Annotated in this window: 19 protein-coding genes and 1 pseudogene; 14 read left to right on the top strand and 6 right to left on the bottom strand. The window is 59.3% G+C overall.

The window, feature by feature from the left end:
• The first annotated feature begins 3 nt into the window (after positions 1 to 3).
• The 3 genes from QCL65_RS20155 to rpoS all read left to right on the top strand — a co-directional run bounded on the left by QCL65_RS20155 (position 4) and on the right by rpoS (position 2,929).
• Positions 4 to 639, top strand: coding sequence for a protein-L-isoaspartate(D-aspartate) O-methyltransferase (locus QCL65_RS20155; RefSeq protein ID WP_407316957.1), 636 nt, complete (start codon positions 4 to 6; stop codon positions 637 to 639).
• 315 nt (positions 640 to 954) lie between these two features.
• The gene (locus tag QCL65_RS20150) at positions 955 to 1,818 is read left to right on the top strand and encodes a peptidoglycan DD-metalloendopeptidase family protein (protein ID WP_407311871.1); all 864 of its coding nucleotides are present in this window, start codon (positions 955 to 957) and stop codon (positions 1,816 to 1,818) included.
• Positions 1,819 to 1,924: 106 nt separating this feature from the next.
• A complete protein-coding gene (rpoS, locus tag QCL65_RS20145; RefSeq protein WP_407311868.1) occupies positions 1,925 to 2,929 on the top strand; it encodes an RNA polymerase sigma factor RpoS in 1,005 nt (334 codons plus the stop codon).
• 497 nt (positions 2,930 to 3,426) lie between these two features.
• Here rpoS and fdxA read toward each other — a convergent pair whose 3' ends face one another.
• Both fdxA and mutS read right to left on the bottom strand, forming a co-directional pair.
• Positions 3,427 to 3,750, bottom strand: a complete 324-nt coding sequence (gene fdxA, locus QCL65_RS20140) for a ferredoxin FdxA (protein ID WP_310792589.1) — start codon at positions 3,748 to 3,750, stop codon at positions 3,427 to 3,429.
• A gap of 136 nt (positions 3,751 to 3,886) precedes the next feature.
• Positions 3,887 to 6,454: a DNA mismatch repair protein MutS gene (mutS, locus tag QCL65_RS20135; RefSeq protein WP_407311866.1), complete on the bottom strand. Its 2,568-nt coding sequence runs from the start codon at positions 6,452 to 6,454 to the stop codon at positions 3,887 to 3,889.
• 133 nt (positions 6,455 to 6,587) lie between these two features.
• Between mutS and QCL65_RS20130 the strand changes: the two genes are divergently transcribed.
• Complete coding sequence (locus QCL65_RS20130) at positions 6,588 to 7,307, top strand: helix-turn-helix transcriptional regulator (RefSeq protein WP_407316955.1); 720 nt, start codon at positions 6,588 to 6,590, stop codon at positions 7,305 to 7,307.
• 241 nt (positions 7,308 to 7,548) lie between these two features.
• Here the strand turns inward: QCL65_RS20130 and QCL65_RS20125 are convergent, their stop codons facing one another.
• Complete coding sequence (locus QCL65_RS20125; protein WP_407311864.1) at positions 7,549 to 7,878, bottom strand: hypothetical protein; 330 nt, start codon at positions 7,876 to 7,878, stop codon at positions 7,549 to 7,551.
• Between the two features lie 119 nt (positions 7,879 to 7,997).
• On the opposite strand from QCL65_RS20125, the gene QCL65_RS20120 reads away from it, so the two are divergent.
• The 4 genes from QCL65_RS20120 (at position 7,998) to recX (ending at position 10,533) form a co-directional block, all read left to right on the top strand.
• Positions 7,998 to 8,324, top strand: coding sequence for an MFS transporter (locus QCL65_RS20120; RefSeq protein ID WP_407311862.1), 327 nt, complete (start codon positions 7,998 to 8,000; stop codon positions 8,322 to 8,324).
• A gap of 72 nt (positions 8,325 to 8,396) precedes the next feature.
• On the top strand, positions 8,397 to 8,897 hold the full coding sequence (locus QCL65_RS20115) for a CinA family protein (protein WP_407311860.1): 501 nt from the start codon (positions 8,397 to 8,399) through the stop codon (positions 8,895 to 8,897).
• 85 nt (positions 8,898 to 8,982) lie between these two features.
• Entirely contained in the window at positions 8,983 to 10,053 is a 1,071-nt protein-coding gene (gene recA / locus QCL65_RS20110; RefSeq protein ID WP_407311858.1) for a recombinase RecA, read from the top strand.
• 9 nt (positions 10,054 to 10,062) lie between these two features.
• Complete coding sequence (gene recX, locus QCL65_RS20105) at positions 10,063 to 10,533, top strand: recombination regulator RecX (RefSeq protein ID WP_407311856.1); 471 nt, start codon at positions 10,063 to 10,065, stop codon at positions 10,531 to 10,533.
• A gap of 17 nt (positions 10,534 to 10,550) precedes the next feature.
• Here recX and QCL65_RS20100 read toward each other — a convergent pair whose 3' ends face one another.
• Positions 10,551 to 11,621, bottom strand: a complete 1,071-nt coding sequence (locus QCL65_RS20100; protein WP_407311854.1) for an LOG family protein — start codon at positions 11,619 to 11,621, stop codon at positions 10,551 to 10,553.
• A gap of 193 nt (positions 11,622 to 11,814) precedes the next feature.
• Here QCL65_RS20100 and QCL65_RS20095 point away from each other — a divergent pair.
• From QCL65_RS20095 to QCL65_RS20085, 3 genes and pseudogenes are all read left to right on the top strand, one after another.
• Positions 11,815 to 12,585 (top strand): annotated as a pseudogene (locus QCL65_RS20095) (MCP four helix bundle domain-containing protein); the annotation flags it as partial.
• Positions 12,577 to 13,440 (top strand): methyl-accepting chemotaxis protein, encoded by an 864-nt coding sequence (locus QCL65_RS20090; protein ID WP_407316953.1) that lies wholly within the window; start codon positions 12,577 to 12,579, stop codon positions 13,438 to 13,440. The pseudogene QCL65_RS20095 and the gene QCL65_RS20090, both read left to right, overlap by 9 nt.
• Before the next feature lie 179 nt (positions 13,441 to 13,619).
• On the top strand, positions 13,620 to 13,817 hold the full coding sequence (locus tag QCL65_RS20085) for a hypothetical protein (RefSeq protein WP_407311852.1): 198 nt from the start codon (positions 13,620 to 13,622) through the stop codon (positions 13,815 to 13,817).
• On the opposite strand, the gene QCL65_RS20080 is transcribed toward QCL65_RS20085, so the two are convergent.
• Positions 13,818 to 14,234, bottom strand: a complete 417-nt coding sequence (locus QCL65_RS20080) for a quorum-sensing-regulated virulence factor family protein (protein WP_407311850.1) — start codon at positions 14,232 to 14,234, stop codon at positions 13,818 to 13,820.
• 154 nt (positions 14,235 to 14,388) lie between these two features.
• On the opposite strand from QCL65_RS20080, the gene QCL65_RS20075 reads away from it, so the two are divergent.
• From QCL65_RS20075 to QCL65_RS20065, 3 genes are all read left to right on the top strand, one after another.
• Positions 14,389 to 15,099 carry a tRNA-uridine aminocarboxypropyltransferase gene (locus QCL65_RS20075; RefSeq protein WP_407311848.1) on the top strand — a complete coding sequence of 237 codons (711 nt, stop codon included), beginning with the start codon at positions 14,389 to 14,391 and terminating at the stop codon, positions 15,097 to 15,099.
• 115 nt (positions 15,100 to 15,214) lie between these two features.
• A complete protein-coding gene (erdR, locus tag QCL65_RS20070) occupies positions 15,215 to 15,865 on the top strand; it encodes a response regulator transcription factor ErdR (RefSeq protein ID WP_407311846.1) in 651 nt (216 codons plus the stop codon).
• A 63-nt stretch (positions 15,866 to 15,928) separates the two neighbouring features.
• Positions 15,929 to 16,291 (top strand): diacylglycerol kinase, encoded by a 363-nt coding sequence (locus tag QCL65_RS20065; protein WP_407311843.1) that lies wholly within the window; start codon positions 15,929 to 15,931, stop codon positions 16,289 to 16,291.
• Here the strand turns inward: QCL65_RS20065 and QCL65_RS20060 are convergent.
• On the bottom strand, positions 16,288 to 17,214 hold the full coding sequence (locus QCL65_RS20060; protein ID WP_407311841.1) for a LysR family transcriptional regulator: 927 nt from the start codon (positions 17,212 to 17,214) through the stop codon (positions 16,288 to 16,290). The genes QCL65_RS20065 and QCL65_RS20060 overlap by 4 nt on opposite strands.
• Between the last annotated feature and the right edge of the window lie 21 nt (positions 17,215 to 17,235).

Here is a 17,235-nt window from a genome sequence, read left to right as displayed (position 1 = left end):
GGCATGACTTCCCAGCGGACCCGCGAGCGCTTGATCCAGCGCTTGTATGAAGAGGGCATCACCAGCACCCAGGTGCTGGACGTGATACGCCGCACGCCGCGGCACCTGTTCGTCGATGAAGCCCTGGCCCACCGTGCCTATGAAGACACGGCCCTGCCGATTGGCAATAACCAGACCATTTCGCAACCCTACATGGTCGCGCGCATGAGTGAGTTGCTGCTCGAAGCGGGCCCATTGGACAAGGTGCTGGAGATCGGCACCGGCTCGGGGTACCAGACCGCCGTGTTGGCGCAGCTGGTGGAGCGGGTGTTTTCGGTGGAGCGCATCAAGGTGCTGCAAGACCGGGCCAAGGAACGTCTGCAAGAGCTCAACCTGCGCAACATGGTGTTTCGCTGGGGTGACGGTTGGGAGGGCTGGCCCGCGCTCGCCCCCTACAACGGCATCATCGTAACGGCCGTGGCCAGCGATGTTCCCCAGGCGCTGCTCGACCAATTGGCACCGGGCGGGCGCTTGGTCATCCCGGTGGGTTCTGGCGAAGTCCAGCAATTAGTGCTGATCGTGCGCGAAGAGCATGGTTTTGCGCGGCATGTGCTAGGGTCGGTGCGTTTCGTGCCCCTGCTTAACGGGCCGCTGGCATAAAGGGAAGCCAGTACCGAGACTGAATTCTGCCCGCTGGGCTCTGTCATAGAGGCGGGTGGGGTGTTAGGTTCTGTACGTAAAGTGCCTGCGCGTCGATCATGCTGCGTTAAAAACAGGCTCGGGCGCGAGTCCGATCGGAATGCTCATTGACAACCAGTCAACTCCGCTTCCTCGCCTGTTTTTGCCTTGCCTGATCGCCGCTCGGCGACTTTACGTACAGAACCTAGGAATGCTCCGGTTGTTGCCGGTCCCGCGCGTCAGGCAGTGGCCTAAGGTTATAATGTTCATATTTAGTCACCACAAAGGGAGCGGCGGGTGAGTCCCACGATCATTCAGCAGCGTAAAAGTAGGTCGAGCTTCAAGCTTCTGGTGATTGGCGTTGCCCTCCTTACCTTGCTAGCAGGCTGTTCCAGTGCACCCAAGGGCGGGGTGCGGGTGGTAGACCGCAATGGCAATGTCAGCTCAGCCCCCCAGCGGCCTACGGTTACCACTGGCCAGTATCGGGTGAAACGCGGTGACACGCTGTTTTCCATCGCCTTCCGCTATGGCTGGGACTACAAAGCACTCGCCGCCCGCAATGGTATTCCACCGCCGTATACCATTCGCGTAGGGCAAGATATCCGCTTTGATGGGCGCTCGAGCTCAGGCCCGGTGGTGGTCACCACGCAGTCCACTGCATCGCCTTCGTCTTCCAGCAAGACCACCGTTACCCGCACGCCTATCACTACGGCACCGTCCGTCGGCAGCGCTGCGAGTGTTCCCAATACCGTTCCGACGCCTACGCCAGTCCCAGCCGGGGAGCGTTCGGCGGGTGGCTGGGCTTGGCCCGCCAACGGGGTTCTGATCGCGAAATTCGCTTCAAACGGTAGTTTGAATAAAGGCATTGATATCGCCGGAGAATTGGGACAGCCTGTTTTTGCCGCGTCTGATGGCTCGGTGGTCTACGCTGGCAGCGGTTTGCGGGGCTACGGCGAGCTAGTGATCATCAAACACAGCGATACCTACGTGAGTGCCTACGGTCATAACCGCAGGCTGTTGGTTCGGGAGGGGCAGCAGGTCAAAGTCGGACAGACAATTGCCGAAATGGGTTCGACGGGTACCGACCGGGTGAAGCTTCATTTTGAAATTCGCCGCCAGGGCAAACCTGTAGATCCGCTGCAATTCTTGCCACGTCGTTGATTTTACTGCCAGCCTGTTCCTTCACGTAGTGGGGATGGGCTCCAGCGTTGCCACGGATAAAGGCGATGCTTGAGCTTGAGGTCGAACTCAGCAAAGGACTATAACAATGGCTCTCAGTAAAGAAGCGCCGGAGTTTGACATCGACGATGAGGTGCTCCTCATGGAAGCCGACATCGTCATGGACTCGGCGTCGGATGAAGAATCTCCAGCTTCTTCAGCTCGCGCCAAGGGAAGGAACTCCACCACCCTCAAGCAACACAAGTACATTGACTACACGCGTGCCCTCGACGCCACGCAGTTGTACCTCAATGAAATCGGCTTTTCCCCTTTGCTCTCCCCGGAAGAAGAAGTCCACTACGCGCGGCTTTCGCAAAAAGGCGACCCCGCCGGCCGCAAGCGTATGATCGAGAGTAATCTGCGCCTAGTGGTCAAGATCGCACGGCGTTACGTTAACCGAGGCCTGTCCCTGCTCGACCTGATCGAGGAGGGCAATCTGGGCCTGATCCGCGCGGTCGAGAAGTTCGACCCGGAGCGCGGCTTCCGCTTTTCCACCTATGCCACCTGGTGGATCCGCCAGACCATTGAGCGCGCCATCATGAACCAGACCCGGACTATCCGGCTGCCTATTCATGTGGTCAAAGAGCTCAACGTGTACCTGCGGGCCGCCCGCGAGCTCACCCAGAAGCTCGACCATGAGCCGTCTGCCGAGGAGATCGCCAAGCTGCTGGAAAAACCGGTAGGTGAGGTCAAGCGCATGCTCGGCCTCAACGAACGAGTTTCTTCAGTGGACGTCTCCCTGGGCCCGGACTCTGACAAGACCCTGCTCGACACCCTGACCGACGACCGCCCCACCGACCCCTGCGAACTGCTGCAGGACGACGACTTGTCGCAAAGCATCGATCAATGGCTGTCTGAGCTGACTGACAAACAACGCGAAGTGGTGGTGCGGCGTTTTGGCCTGCGTGGGCATGAGAGCAGCACCCTTGAAGACGTTGGCCTGGAAATCGGCCTGACCCGTGAGCGGGTACGGCAGATCCAGGTGGAGGGTCTGAAGCGCCTGCGTGAGATTCTCGAGAAAAATGGCCTGTCCAGTGAGTCCCTGTTCCAGTAACCGATAGAACCGCCAAGCACGCCTCGACTGGATCGAGGCGTTTTTATTGGTGCGGTAAATTTCAGATGTTTTGCATGAGTTACAGCGCTGACAAACTACGTAAGAGATCTCTTATACGTCGCGTAGGAGATGGTAACTACCACCTGTGAAAACCTAGCCATTCGCGGTGTAGATAAAATATAAGTCATTGATTTTTATGGTTTTTATTTTAGGAATAATTATGTAAGAGACATTTTTTGTGCGCTCAAGCGGGTTGTCTGCGCTGGGGAAACCCTTAATATCTGAACTGTGCTCACGGACTAGAGCACAGGCCGCCAGGATGGCAGCCAAGGACATCGCAGGATGCGATTCATCAGGATGATGTCAGGGATAAAAGGGATATACGGAAAAAATGTGGGCGGGTCATACCGCCCCTTTTTTCGTCTGCAGAAAAGTGATGGTGCCATTCGGGCATAAAAAAAGGCCCGATAAGGGGCCTTCAGCAAGTCACCGGGCGTTTAACGCTCCAGGTCCTTGATCTTGCCTTTCACGCCATCGAACTCTTCAGCGTCCGGCAGGGCGTCTTTTTTCTCAGTGATGTTCGGCCACACTTCCGCCAGCTCCACATTCAACTGAATGAACTCTTGCATGTCCTCGGGCACTTCATCTTCGGAGAAGATCGCTTGCGCTGGGCACTCCGGCTCGCACAAGGCGCAGTCGATGCATTCGTCCGGGTGGATCACCAGAAAGTTCGGGCCTTCGTAGAAGCAGTCCACCGGACAGACTTCCACGCAATCGGTGTACTTGCACTTGATGCAGTTGTCGGTGACGACGAAGGTCATTTCAAATTTTCTCCTCAGGCGGCGGCAAGCCCTCATCACAGGGCCGCTCGGTTTGGGGCAGGTCGCCACGAACCAGGCTAAGAGTTCATGGCATTCCCAAACCGCGCGGGATTCTAACAGCTTGAACGCGCCGGCGTTAGACCCGTGTCTTCAATGTATAGAGCAATTCCAATGCTTGGCGTGGCGTCAGGCCGTCAATGTCGGTCTTGGCCAATTCGTCGAGCACAGGGTGGGGCAAGCTGGCAAACAGGTCGCTCTGGTGAGGTACGGCAGGCTTGCCCGGCTTGGCCGTGGGCACGGCATGGGGCAGGCTGGTGGTTTCGAGGCGGCCCAGGTGCTCGCGCGCACGCTTGATGACCGGGCCTGGTACGCCAGCCAGCTGAGCCACTGCCAGGCCATAGCTTTGGCTCGCAGGGCCGGGCAGCACGTGGTGTAAAAATACGATGCGCTCATTATGCTCGGTGGCATTGAGGTGCACATTGGCGACCAACGGTTCGCTTTCCGGCAGCACGGTCAATTCGAAATAGTGGGTGGCGAAGAGCGTGTAGGCGCGCAGTTGTGCCAAGCGCTCCGCGGCTGCCCAGGCCAATGACAGGCCATCGAACGTGCTGGTGCCGCGGCCTACTTCGTCCATCAACACCAGGCTGCGCTCGGTGGCATTGTGCAGAATGTTGGCGGTTTCACTCATCTCTACCATAAAGGTCGAGCGGCCACCCGCCAGGTCGTCACTGGAGCCGATACGGGTGAAGATACGGTCCACCGGCGACAGCTCACACTGCGCCGCCGGGACAAAACTGCCCATATGGGCCAGCAGCACGATCAGCGCGGTCTGGCGCATGTAGGTGGACTTACCGCCCATGTTCGGGCCGGTAATCACCAGCATGCGGGTGTTGTCGTCCAGGCTAAGGTCGTTGGCCACGAAGGGGCTGGTCAATACCTGCTCAACCACCGGGTGGCGCCCCTGCACGATGCGCATGCACGGTTCTTCGACGAACGTTGGGCAGTTCAGGTCCAGGTTCAGCGCGCGCTCAGCCAGGTTGCTCAGGACGTCTAGCTCGGCCAAAGCGGCGGCGGTGTCCTGCAGCGGCGGCAGGTGGCCTATGAGGTTTTCCAGCAGCGCCTCATAGAGCATTTTTTCCCTTGCCAGGGCACGGCTTTTGGCCGACAGCGCCTTGTCTTCGAAGGTCTTGAGCTCGGGGGTGATAAAGCGCTCGGCGCCTTTTAAGGTCTGGCGTCGGATATAGTCGGCAGGCGCCTGTTCGGCCTGTTTGCTCGGCAATTCGATGAAGTAACCGTGGACCCGGTTGTAGCCCACTTTCAAGTGGCTCAAGCCGGTGCGGGCTTTTTCCCGCGCTTCCAGGTCGATCAGGAACTGCCCGGCGTTTTCACTCAGGCCCAGCAGTTCGTCCAGCTCTTGGTCGTAGCCGGTTTTAAGCACGCCGCCATCGCGAATTACTGCGGGCGGGTTGTCGATAATGGCTTTGTGCAGCAGCTCGGACAGCTCCGGGTAGGTACCCGCGATGGTTGCCAACTGCGCCAGATGGGGCGCTTCCAGATCGGCCATTGCCGATTGCAGCTCGGGCAGCGCCGCCAGCGCATCGCGCAAGCGCGCCAGATCGCGCGGCCGGGCATTGCGCAGGCCGATGCGGGCAAGGATTCGTTCGATATCGCCAATAGCCTTGAGCAGCGGCTGCACGCCCTCGAAACGATAGCCTTGCAACAGGCAGCGGATCGAGCTCTGCCGCGCCTGCAATACTTTCAGGTCCCGTAGAGGGCGGTTCAGCCAACGGGTGAGCAAACGGCTACCCATGGCGGTCTGGCAGCGGTCGATCACTGATTGCAGGGTGTTATCACGGCCGCCGGCCAAGTTGACATCCAATTCGAGGTTGCGCCGGCTGGCACCGTCCAACACCACGGTGTCGTCCAGCCGTTCATGGCGCAAGGAGCGCAAGTGCGGCAGGGCGGTACGCTGGGTTTCCTTGGCGTACGCCAGCAGGCAGCCCGCCGCGCCGATCGCCAGGGTCAGCTTCTCGCAACCGAAGCCTTTGAGGTCTTGCGTGGCGAACTGTTGGCACAGGCTTTTGTGCGCGCTATCACGCTCGAAGTCCCAGGGCGCACGGCGCCTGGCGCCACGGCGTTTCTCGGCAGGCAGGCCTTGGGGCCAGTCGTCCGGGATCAACAGCTCGACCGGGTTGATACGCTCGAGCTCTGCCAGCAGGCTTTCCCAACCCTTGAGCTCCATCACGCTAAAGTTACCGCTGGTGATGTCCAGCACCGCCAGCCCGAACAGCCGCTCATCACCCAGCACCGCCGCCAGCAGGTTGTCACGGCGCTCATCGAGCAGCGCTTCATCGCTGACCGTCCCGGGGGTGATGATACGCACCACTTGGCGGTCTACGGGGCCCTTGCTGGTGGCAGGGTCGCCGATCTGCTCACAGATCACCACCGACTCGCCCAACTTGACCAATTTGGCCAGGTAGCCCTCGGCGGCATGGTAAGGAATACCGCACATGGGGATCGACTGCCCCGCCGACTGCCCGCGGGCGGTCAGGGTGATATCGAGCAATTTGGCCGCCTTCTTCGCATCTTCGTAGAAGATTTCGTAGAAGTCGCCCATGCGGTAGAACATCAACTGGTCTGGGTGCTGATTTTTCAGCTTCCAGTACTGTTGCATCATCGGGGTGTGGTTAGAAAGATCAGACATTCAAGGACTTAGCTCGGCGCGTCTATTTGATGAAGGTTAATCGGCTAATACTACAGGGATTTTCCGGCCCTTGCGGCCACTGCGCCCCTTGGCGCCATTGTCGGGCCCTTTAAAACGCGGCACTATGGGCACTATGCATAAACGCAATGTTGCTCTGGTCCTTAAAGAATTGCTGGTACGCGATGGCATCTCTGCGACGGAGTTGCACCGGCGTACGGGCGTCCCGCAGTCTACTGTTTCGCGTATTCTGGCGGGTAAAATCGTCGACCCCTCCGACCGGCACGTGTCTAAGATCGCCGACTATTTTCGTGTCAGCACCGACCAGTTGCGCGGGCGTGTGGCCTTGGCGCGGCGCGTACCGGTGGATGCCGAATTAAGTGACATCAGCCTATGGGACGACGACACCCCGCTCGATGAGGACGAGGTGTCTATTGCATTTCTTAGAGAAGTCGAGCTCTCCGCAGGCTCCGGCAGATTCGTCATTGAAGAAAGCGAAAAAGCCAGCCTCCGTTTTGGCAAACGCAGCCTGCGCCACAATGGTGTGCAGTTCGATCAGGCCAAATGCGTGACAGTGCGGGGTAATAGCATGCTCCCAGTGCTGCGTGATGGTGCGACAGTGGGGGTAAACGCGGGCAAAAGTGCCGTTGCTGATATCGTCGACGGTGACCTCTATGCGATCAACCATAATGGGCAACTGCGGGTCAAACAGCTGTATCGCCTACCGACGGGCATACGCCTACGTAGTTTCAACCGCGAAGAACACCCTGATGAGGACTACGCTTTTGAGCAGATGCAGGATGAGCAGATCAGTATTTTAGGCCACGTATTCTGGTGGGGTATGTACGCGCGTTAGCTATCGCTCTCTTTCCTAAAACCCGCCGCCTGCGGGTTTTTTTGTGCCCGGCCTTTTCCTAATAACACATACGAATCAAAGAGATACATATAGACAACGCAAGGCAGTGAAAATATATGCACTGATGCATTGACTGTATATATGTCCAGTAATAGTCTTTGTAGCAGGTCGCTACGACGGCCCACAGAGGTGAGCTAGCCGACTTTCGTTGAGGTAGCGGAATGTCAAAAAGGGGAGGCGCTTAGACGGACTCTGGCTTGGACAGGGTAAAGATACTCTGCTGCCAGGTGTCACCGTAAAAACAGATCGACGTGCTCTGGGTTTCGATCCTGTCGGTCTTGTTCCAACGCACTTTCTCGATGGCGTAAGTCATCGCCACCTGCCTCGCGTGATCAAGGTCGGTGATGGTGCTGATATTAATGTTGCCGCCCGAGGCGTAAAGGATGACACACAGCCAGGAATCCAGCTCGTTCATGCTTTTCCTCTCAATCAACAACACCTTTTTCGAGTGGCCCACCACGTAGTGAGCTTCGTAAAGGTTGGTGTCACTCATCATGAAACTGGTCGGCATGTGCCAAGGCTCCATCAAGGGACGTTATTCAAGAACGTTGGATGGAGAATCGCCTGCATTGTTCCTGCCATTCTTACTTTTGTTAACGGCGGTTTTCAGTGTCCGCCCTGGAGCTAAGTATGGAGTTCCTCAACTGCCTGCTCGACGAGCTCGATTGGGCTTTCGCCGGCCTGATGGGCGCGATCGCTGCCAGTTGGTTTCACCAGGACGACCTCAAGAACCGCAAAGCCTGGTTGATCTACCTGTGCACCGGAGCCGCCTGCGCGCACTACCTGACCAGCATGGTCAGCAGCTACCTGGGGGTCGTCGAGCCGCGTAGCGTCGCAGGTGTCGGGTTTCTGCTGGGGACGTTCGGTGATTCGCTGATCGCTGCGGTGATCCGTGCAATCAAAGCCGCCGATCTGCTGTCTATGATTCGTTCGCGGTTTGGTGGGGGCGGTCGCTGAGGCCCAAGCGGCCGTTTGCAAGCCAGGCTGCCTGGCGTAGGGTAGGGCTTACCAGACATTGTGGGGGAACTGATGGACTCGATTACTGAACTCGCCCGCCAACTGGGTGAGCGTTTACTACCCTTGCACGCACAAGTGAGCACGGCAGAGTCTTGTACGGGCGGCGGTATTGCCGAGGCGATCACCCGGGTGCCGGGCAGTTCGGCCTGGTTCGAAGCAGGGTACATCACTTATTCGAATAAGCAGAAGGCTGCCCAGCTAGGTGTGCCGATGGCACTGTTCGAGCAGGTTGGCGCCGTCAGTCGTGAGGTGGTCGAGGCGATGGCTGCCGGGGCGCAGGCTAGCAGCGGTGCGAGGTTTGCCGTGGCAGTCAGTGGGGTCGCGGGGCCAGATGGCGGTTCGGCGGAAAAACCGGTCGGCACCGTTTGGCTGGCCTGGGCCGCTGGCAGCCACGTATTCGCCACGCGTCGGCAGTTTGCGGGAAGCCGTGATGAGGTTCGCCGACAGACGGTAAAGGCCGCCCTAGAGGGGCTGTTACACGTTGCAGCAGGAGAAAGTCCCCTAGAGGGGTAGGCGCGCCTCGATCCCTGTGGAATAATACTGGCTACTTATACAGGTGTTCAGGCCGACAGGCCTTATTGATTACGTGAGGACTTCAATGGACGACAACAAGAAGCGTGCCTTGGCTGCGGCCCTGGGTCAGATCGAACGTCAATTCGGCAAGGGTGCCGTGATGCGCATGGGTGACCATGAGCGTCAGGCGATCCCGGCCATCTCCACCGGTTCGCTGGGCCTGGACATCGCGCTGGGCATTGGTGGCCTGCCTAAAGGCCGTATCGTCGAAATCTACGGCCCTGAGTCTTCGGGTAAGACCACGCTGACCCTGTCGGTGATCGCCCAGGCTCAGAAAGCCGGCGCTACCTGTGCGTTCGTCGATGCCGAACACGCCTTGGACCCGGAATATGCCGGTAAGCTGGGCGTCAACGTCGATGACCTGCTGGTGTCGCAGCCTGATACCGGTGAGCAGGCCCTGGAAATTACCGACATGCTGGTACGCTCCAACGCCGTCGACGTCATTATCGTCGACTCCGTGGCGGCACTGGTGCCCAAAGCTGAGATCGAAGGCGAAATGGGTGACATGCACGTGGGCCTGCAAGCTCGCTTGATGTCTCAGGCACTGCGCAAAATCACCGGTAACATCAAAAACGCCAACTGCCTGGTGATCTTCATTAACCAGATCCGTATGAAGATCGGCGTTATGTTCGGTAGCCCGGAGACCACCACTGGTGGTAACGCCCTCAAGTTCTACGCGTCGGTTCGCCTCGACATTCGCCGCACCGGTGCAGTGAAAGAAGGTGATGAGGTGGTGGGCAGCGAGACCCGTGTCAAAGTAGTCAAGAACAAAGTTGCACCGCCATTCCGCCAGGCAGAGTTCCAGATTCTTTATGGCAAAGGTATTTACCTTAATGGCGAGATCGTCGACCTGGGTGTGACCCACGGTCTGCTTGAGAAGTCCGGGGCCTGGTACAGCTACCAAGGCAGCAAAATCGGCCAAGGTAAAGCCAACTCGGCCAAGTTCCTGCAGGACAACCCAGAAATCAAAGCGGTCCTTGAGAAGCAAATCCGCGACAAGTTGCTCACTGGCGGTGTTGAAGCCAAGGATGCACTGGATGCCAAGGGTAAGGCTGCTTTGACGGCCGAAGATGATCTGGTCGATGCTGACGCCTAAGTAGTTCGCATGCCTCCTGTTGTCCTTGATACACCCGTCGCTGTGCGACGGTCTGCCATGGACCTGCTTGCGCGCCGCGAGCATGGTCGAGTCGAGCTGACGCGCAAGTTGCGTCAGCGCGGTGCCCCCCCAGAAATGATCGACGAAGCCCTCGACCGTTTAACGCAAGAGGGTTTGTTGTCTGAAGCCCGCTACCTGGAAAGCTTTATCAACTACCGTGCCCGCTCGGGCTATGGGCCGGCACGTATCCGTGAAGAGTTGAACCAGCGCGGCTTGGCACGCGCCGACGTAGAGCAAGCCTTGCGTGAATGTGGCTTCCACTGGCCCAGCCAATTGGCCGAAGTGTGGCAGCGCAAGTACGCCGGTAAGTTGCCCAGCGACCCGCGTGAGCGGGCCCAGCAGACCCGCTTTCTTTGCTATCGCGGCTATTCGTTGGAGATGATCGGCCGCTTGTTGAGCGGCCGGGGTTTGGACGACTGAAGTCGTACGTTCTGAACCTAGCGGGCCCAGTTTTCGGGGCGGTTGATAAAGTCCACCAACTCACGCAACCGCCCTTGGTTGCGGCCATTGAACGCAAAAGCCAAGCGCGTCAGCTCGCTGAACTCCGGGCCATCGTGTTCGGTGCCAGCATAGGCATGCTGGTGAAAGTCGCCATTCAAGCGTAGGTCGGCAAAGCTATCGGCTGCATGGGCCAGTGCTTCCTCGCTCAAGGGGTGGCGCATGCGGATGACGAACTGGTGTTGCAGCCAGCGACTGGAATGAAAGTTGGCGTAAAACTGGTTGATCTCTTGCACGGCGTCTTCGGGGTTGTAGACCAGCCGCAGCAGTTTGAGGTCGTTGGGTAAGATGTAGTGGTTGGCTTCCAGTTGCTTGCGGATAAAGTCCAGCGCGTCTTGCCAGAAACTGCCGCCTGGGGTGTCGAGCAGTACCACGGGTACCAATGGGCTTTTGCCGGTTTGAATCAGCGTCAATACTTCGAGGGCCTCATCCAAGGTGCCGAAGCCTCCAGGGCAGAGCACCAGCGCGTCGGCTTCCTTGACGAAGAACAGCTTGCGGATAAAGAAGAAGTGGAACGGCAGCAGCTTATCCGTGCCGTCCATGGTGGCGTTCGCGTGCTGTTCAAAAGGCAGGGTAATGTTGAAGCCCAGGCTGTGCTCCAGGCCTGCACCTTCATGGGCCGCCGCCATGATGCCGCCACCCGCTCCCGTGATAACCATCAGGTCCGCACGCGCCAGCGCTGCGCCCAATTCGCGGGCCTGTGCATACAGCGGGTGCTCGATGGGCGTGCGTGCCGAGCCGAACACGGTCACTTTGCGCCGACCCTTGAAGCGTTCCAGCACCCTGAAGCTTTGTTCCAGCTCGCGCAGGGCCTGGAGGGTGATTTTGGCATTCCAGCGGTTGCGGTCCTCTTCGGCCATGCGCAACACCGTCAACATCATGTCGCGATAGAGGGCGATGTTCGGGCTATCGGGCGCGACCAAGCGAAGTTGTTGCTCGACTTTCTCAGTAAGGTTCAGCCCGTTACCGTTGAAATGGGCGGCCAGTGAGTCATTGGGAAGATAGGGCATTGCGCGTTCTCCTTCTGCGTTCTAAGCCTGCCGTAAAGGTACTGCATCGAGCCTGGGGGCACCATTGTCGCAGGCACTTGGGCAGTGGTGCGCCTTCGTCTGCGGCCCTGTATTGGAGAAATCTGCAAGTTCAGCTTCATTTCCCCGCCCTGTGGCCGACAACCAGCTAACAATAATCATCAGGTTCGGCCACATGAAACTGCGTAATCTTGGCATCGCCCTTCGCGCTACGCTGTGTTTCTCTCTAATGGCGCTATTCGTGCTGTTTCTGGGGATCATGAGCCTCGACAAAATGTCGGGCCTCAATGCGAGCACCACCGATCTGGGTAAAGGCTGGCTGACGTCCACTCGGCTGCTGGGAGAGTTGGCCGATACCACGACGCGCTTTCGCACCATGTCTTATTTCGTCATGATCAACCGCAGTCAGGCCGACATTGACAAGGCCGAGGCGCGCCTGGAAGTCCTGACCAAGAAAGCCAATAGCATTGTCTCGTCCTACGCGTCGTTGGTGCGGGGCCCGGAAGAAGCAGGCAAATTTCAGCAGTTCAAAGAGGCGTTGAGCAACTATCTGGTGGCGCAGGACAAATTGCGCCAAGCTTCTCTGGCTAAGCGTGAAGCTGAGATTCCAGGTTTGATCACAGGTGACCTGAAAAAATATTCAGACCAAATGGCGCCTCTTGTCGACAGCCTGCTGGAGCTTAATCGCCAAGGTGCCGAGGCCGCCGTTGCGGATGCTGAAAGCGAATACGTAAGCGCGCGGCAGATCATCATTGCAGTGCTGGTCCTGACCGCCGTATTGACGGTGCTGTTAGCCGTGGTCTTGACCCGTAGCATCGTTCGCCCGCTCAGCCAAGCCCTGCAGGCCGCTGAAGACGTCGCGCGCGGCGACCTGACCACCACCGCTCAGGTCAATGGCCATGATGAGGTGACGCGGCTGCAGCAGGCGCTGCAAACCATGCAGATCAACCTGCGCGACACCCTGCAGCGGATTTCCGGCTCGGCGACCCAAGTCGCTTCGGCGGCCGAAGAACTCAATGCGGTCACCGACGAGGGGTCGCGCTCACTGCAGCAGCAAAATAACGAAATCGAACAGGCCGCCACCGCCGTCAACGAGATGACCGCGGCTGTCGAGGAAGTGGCCAGCAACGCCGTCAACACCTCCACGGCCTCTCAGCAGTCCAGCGCTGCGGCCTTGCAAGGCCGTGAGCGGGTGCAGGAAACGGTCGACGCCATCCAGCAAATGACCAGTGATGTCGAAGTCACTTCGCAGCAGATCCGCAGCTTGGCCGATCAGACCCAAGACATCGGTAAGGTCCTGGACGTGATCCGCGCTATCGCCGAGCAGACCAACCTGTTGGCGCTCAACGCGGCCATTGAGGCGGCTCGCGCCGGGGAAGCCGGCCGTGGTTTTGCCGTGGTGGCGGATGAGGTGCGGGCGCTGGCCCATCGGACTCAGCAGTCCACGCAAGAAATTGAGGTGATGGTTAGCGGCATCCAGCAAGGTAGCAGCAAGGCTGTGGCGTCCATGCAGACCAGCAGTAGCCGTGCTCAAAGTGCATTGGACGTGGCCCGTAGCGCAGGCGGCGCCCTCGAGGAAATCACCCGCAGCGTGGCGGAGATTTCCGACCGCAACTTGGTGATCGCCAGCGCCGCGGAGGAGCAGGCTCAGGTGTCCCGCGAAGTGGACCGTAACCTGGTTAACATTCGAGATTTATCTCTGCAATCGGCCGACGGCGCTCAACAAACCAACGCCGCCAGCCACGAGCTTTCGCGCCTGGCCGTCGAGCTGAATCAGATGGTGGGCAAGTTCAAGGTCTAATGCGACCCTGTGTCGCGCTTAATGGCGCAAGCGGCCGCCGGCACTGCGGTGTAGGGCGGCTTCCGTTGGTCTGGTTCAATACAGTTCGCTCAGGTATCTGATTTACTCAGTAGTTAGAGCGATCATTCGGGAAGGGTGAGCTACGCGCCTAGTGCGGAGTATGGGCTCAGGGAGGCAACATGCATCGAGTCAGCCTGGAAATCGATCCACAGCTCTACCGCCTGTTGGAGACAGCGGCGCAGGCCGGGAATTTAAGCGTGGAGCAAGAGTGTTTACGCCGCTTGGACCCGCGAGAGGCCCGCTCTCAATATGTACAGGCCTTGCTCGCGGAACTGCGCGCCGACGCCGAACAAGTACGGGCGGCAGCGCCGCATTGATCACTTGGCGGCATTACTCGGGCAGTCGGAGGCGGTAAAACGCTCCCGGGCTACCGGCTTTTTGGTCTTAAGCTCAGTGAAGTCATAGCGCAAGACGGCGCCTTGGGCCATGAGTTGGCGGTAGCCCGGATTGCCGCAGACGCTGTTGCTCAGGGTCGCCCTGACCACGTCAGGGTTGGCGCGCATCTTCGCAGCGTGGCTGGGGCGCACGCTAAGATGGTCGACCAGCTCTTTGCCCTGCACGGTATAGCCGTTGTCGAGGATGTCTTCATTGATCGCCCGCGGAGTGCCGACACTGCTTTGCTTGGCAACCTTCTGCAGTGTCTTGCCCAGGTCGAAGTCTTTCAGTGACTCGGCCTGCACTGCAAAAGGCAATGTCAGCAGCAGGGCGAGCGATGGGGCAATAAGGCGCAGCATGGAAAACTCCTATTTCGGTGACTGGCCTGTTGGACCGGCCACCGCACTGTGCGTTCACGAGGGCCCGATTATAGGGCCAGGCGCGCCGCTCTGATAGACTGCCGCGCATTGTCTGTATTGGCGTAGCCGCCCCTCATCGAGCCCCTGACCCGCAATGAACCATGCCGTTTCCCGTCTGCGCGCCGAGCGCCTGGCGCGCAGTCTCAAGCCATTTCTCGCGCGCGGTTCACGCGCGCCGCGCTGCCAGGGGTGCCGGGTCATCCCCAGCCACTGCCTCTGCCAATGGCGCCCGCGGGTGCCTTCACAGGCGGCCGTGTGCCTGCTGATGCATGACGTGGAGCCAATGAAACCAAGCAATACCGGCTGGTTGATCGCTGACGTGGTGGCTTGCACCAGTGCGTTCGCGTGGTCGCGGGTCGAGGTAGACCCTGCGCTGCTGAGTTTGCTGGACGACCCGCAGTGGCAACCTTATGTAGTCTTCCCAGGAGAGTTCGTCGAACCCAGTAGAGTCACCGAGCGCGTAGAGTTGCCGCCGGGCAAGCGCCCGCTGTTTATTCTGCTGGATGCAACCTGGACCGAAGCGCGCAAGATGTTTCGCAAAAGCCCCTACCTGGAGCGTTTTCCGGTGCTCAGCCTGGCCCCTGAGCAGCTGTCGCGCTATACCCTGCGGCGCTCCAAGCGCGACGATCATTTTTGCACGGCCGAGGTAGCGGCGATGTGCCTGGAGCTGGCGGGCGATGCGCTGGCCGCCCAGGCTCTGGATGCTTACCTCGACGTGTTCAGCACCCATTACCTGGCCGCCAAGTATCAAATGCCAATCGACGAAAACGATCCGGCCCATCTTCAACTCAAGCCCTACCTTTGAGGCAGGGCGCGGCCTGCGGGGTTGCCCTTGACCACCCCTGCAAGGCTGGTCATGCTTGGCGCCGATTCGGGCGCGCAAGACGCCTTCGCTGTTTATTCCTGGGATCACTTGATCAATGGCCACCTACGACATCCTGATAGCCGACGACCACCCGCTGTTTCGCAGTGCCCTGCACCAAGCGTTAAGCATGGGGCTGGGGCCAGCTGCGCGCCTGGTCGAAGTGGCCAGTATCGCCGAGCTGGAAGGTCGTTTGGACGAAAAGTCCGATTGGGACCTGGTGCTCTTAGACCTCAACATGCCCGGTGCCTATGGTTTCTCGGGCCTGGTGTTGTTGCGCGGGCAGTATCCGCAGATCCCCGTGGTCATGGTGTCTGCCCAGGAAGAGGCATCGGTCATGGTGCGCTCGCGGGAGTTCGGTGCCAGTGGCTTCATTCCCAAATCCAGCCCCTTGGAAGCGATCCAGCAAGCGGTGCGCAGCGTATTGGAAGGGGACGTCTGCTGGCCACCCCAGGCCTTCGAGGCGGTCAGCGTCTCAGCCGAGGCCAAGGCCGCCAGCGAGGGCCTGGCCAGCCTGACGCCCCAGCAGTTCCGGGTACTGACCATGGTCTGCGAAGGCTTGCTCAATAAACAGATCGCTTATGAGCTGAGTGTCTCCGAAGCGACGGTCAAGGCCCATGTGACGGCGATCTTCCGCAAGCTCAATGTGCGTACGCGGACTCAAGCGGCGTTATTGCTGCAACAACTTGAGTCGATTGCGCCTAACTGATTCACCCTTTTTTGACCGAAGGCGGGCTATTGTTCCGCCTCTACTTTGCGGTGTTTGAACTTTATGTCGCCTTTCAAGGGCCAGACTGGCCTAAAACGTATTCTTAACGCTACCGGTTACTCCCTGGCCGGGATGCGCGCAGCCTTCCTGGGTGAAGCGGCTTTTCGCCAATTGGTGCTGCTCAATGCCGTTCTGGTGCCCCTGAGTTTCATGTTGCACGTCAGCCGCGTTGAGCGCGCGCTGCTTATCGCTGTGTGCCTGTTGGCGCTGATCGTCGAATTGCTCAACTCGGCGGTGGAGGCGGCCATCGACCGCATTTCGCTAGAGCTGCACCCCTTGTCGAAAAATGCCAAAGACATGGGTAGCGCTGCTCAGTTCGTTGCGTTGGCCATGATCGCTTTGGTGTGGGCGGTGATCCTTCTTTAAGCGATCGTCGGCAACACGATCTCATCACTGCGCGTGACCCCAGCGGTGAGCGCGCGGCACAGGTCGAGAAACTCTCGTATCGCCGAGGTCTGGTACTTCTGCTTGTGCCAAATGAAGTAGAACTGCCGGGCCAGGTCCAGCTCCGGTGTTGCCACTGCCACCAGGCTGCCACGGCGAAACGCATCGCGCAGCGCCAGCCGCGATATACAGCCTATGCCCAGGCCTGACTCCACCGCGCGTTTGATGGCCTCGGTGTGTTCCAGCTCCAGGCGCACGTTGAGGTGGGCGCGGTGATGACGCATGGCTTGGTCGAAGGTCAGCCGGGTGCCAGAGCCTTCCTCGCGCAGGATCCAGGCCTCGCGGGTGAGTGCTTCGAGACTGGCCTTGGCCTGCGTGGCCAGCGGGTGGCTCGGCGCACAGAACACCACCAGCTCGTCTTCCACCCAGGGCTGCACCTCGATGTCTGGGTGGCTGCAGTCGCCCTCGATCAAGCCTAGGTCGATCTCGTAATGCGCCACTTGTTGCACAATGTTAGCCGTGTTCTGCACATGCAATTTGACCTGGCTCTCTGGGTGCAGGTGCATGAAGCGGCCGATCAGCAAGGTCGCCAGGTAATTGCCGATGGTCAGCGTGGCACCGACGGCCAGGGAACCGAAGCCGGACTTACCATTGAGCAGGTCTTCGATTTCCTTGGCCTGGTCCAGCAAGGCCACCGCCTGCGGGAGTAGCTGCCGCCCCAGGGCATTAAGGGCCAGGCGTTTCCCGGCCCGGTCGAATAGCTGGCAGCTGGATTGGCGCTCCAGCTCGGTGATGGACGTGCTGGCAGCCGACTGCGACAGGGCGAGCAAATGGGCCGCCCGCGAGACGCTTTCTTGTTGAGCCACGGCGACGAAGACTTGAAGCTGGCGTAGAGTGAATCGCATATCGATATAACCGATAACCCA

This window comes from Pseudomonas sp. nanlin1 (assembly GCF_045571515.1).
Classification (GTDB): domain Bacteria; phylum Pseudomonadota; class Gammaproteobacteria; order Pseudomonadales; family Pseudomonadaceae; genus Aquipseudomonas.
This window is presented reverse-complemented; position numbering and strand designations above follow the sequence as displayed.

Excerpts from the sequence above, each read along its gene's own strand:
- QCL65_RS20155 (WP_407316957.1), top strand. The coding sequence starts at position 4 with ATGACTTCCCAGCGGACCCGCGAGCGCTTGATCCAGCGCTTGTATGAA.
- rpoS (WP_407311868.1), top strand. The coding sequence starts at position 1,925 with ATGGCTCTCAGTAAAGAAGCGCCGGAGTTTGACATCGACGATGAGGTG.
- fdxA (WP_310792589.1), bottom strand. The coding sequence starts at position 3,750 with ATGACCTTCGTCGTCACCGACAACTGCATCAAGTGCAAGTACACCGAT.
- mutS (WP_407311866.1), bottom strand. The coding sequence starts at position 6,454 with ATGTCTGATCTTTCTAACCACACCCCGATGATGCAACAGTACTGGAAG.
- QCL65_RS20130 (WP_407316955.1), top strand. The coding sequence starts at position 6,588 with ATGCATAAACGCAATGTTGCTCTGGTCCTTAAAGAATTGCTGGTACGC.
- QCL65_RS20125 (WP_407311864.1), bottom strand. The coding sequence starts at position 7,878 with ATGCCGACCAGTTTCATGATGAGTGACACCAACCTTTACGAAGCTCAC.
- QCL65_RS20120 (WP_407311862.1), top strand. The coding sequence starts at position 7,998 with ATGGAGTTCCTCAACTGCCTGCTCGACGAGCTCGATTGGGCTTTCGCC.
- QCL65_RS20115 (WP_407311860.1), top strand. The coding sequence starts at position 8,397 with ATGGACTCGATTACTGAACTCGCCCGCCAACTGGGTGAGCGTTTACTA.
- recA (WP_407311858.1), top strand. The coding sequence starts at position 8,983 with ATGGACGACAACAAGAAGCGTGCCTTGGCTGCGGCCCTGGGTCAGATC.
- recX (WP_407311856.1), top strand. The coding sequence starts at position 10,063 with ATGCCTCCTGTTGTCCTTGATACACCCGTCGCTGTGCGACGGTCTGCC.
- QCL65_RS20100 (WP_407311854.1), bottom strand. The coding sequence starts at position 11,621 with ATGCCCTATCTTCCCAATGACTCACTGGCCGCCCATTTCAACGGTAAC.
- QCL65_RS20090 (WP_407316953.1), top strand. The coding sequence starts at position 12,577 with ATGCAGATCAACCTGCGCGACACCCTGCAGCGGATTTCCGGCTCGGCG.
- QCL65_RS20085 (WP_407311852.1), top strand. The coding sequence starts at position 13,620 with ATGCATCGAGTCAGCCTGGAAATCGATCCACAGCTCTACCGCCTGTTG.
- QCL65_RS20080 (WP_407311850.1), bottom strand. The coding sequence starts at position 14,234 with ATGCTGCGCCTTATTGCCCCATCGCTCGCCCTGCTGCTGACATTGCCT.
- QCL65_RS20075 (WP_407311848.1), top strand. The coding sequence starts at position 14,389 with ATGAACCATGCCGTTTCCCGTCTGCGCGCCGAGCGCCTGGCGCGCAGT.
- erdR (WP_407311846.1), top strand. The coding sequence starts at position 15,215 with ATGGCCACCTACGACATCCTGATAGCCGACGACCACCCGCTGTTTCGC.
- QCL65_RS20065 (WP_407311843.1), top strand. The coding sequence starts at position 15,929 with ATGTCGCCTTTCAAGGGCCAGACTGGCCTAAAACGTATTCTTAACGCT.
- QCL65_RS20060 (WP_407311841.1), bottom strand. The coding sequence starts at position 17,214 with ATGCGATTCACTCTACGCCAGCTTCAAGTCTTCGTCGCCGTGGCTCAA.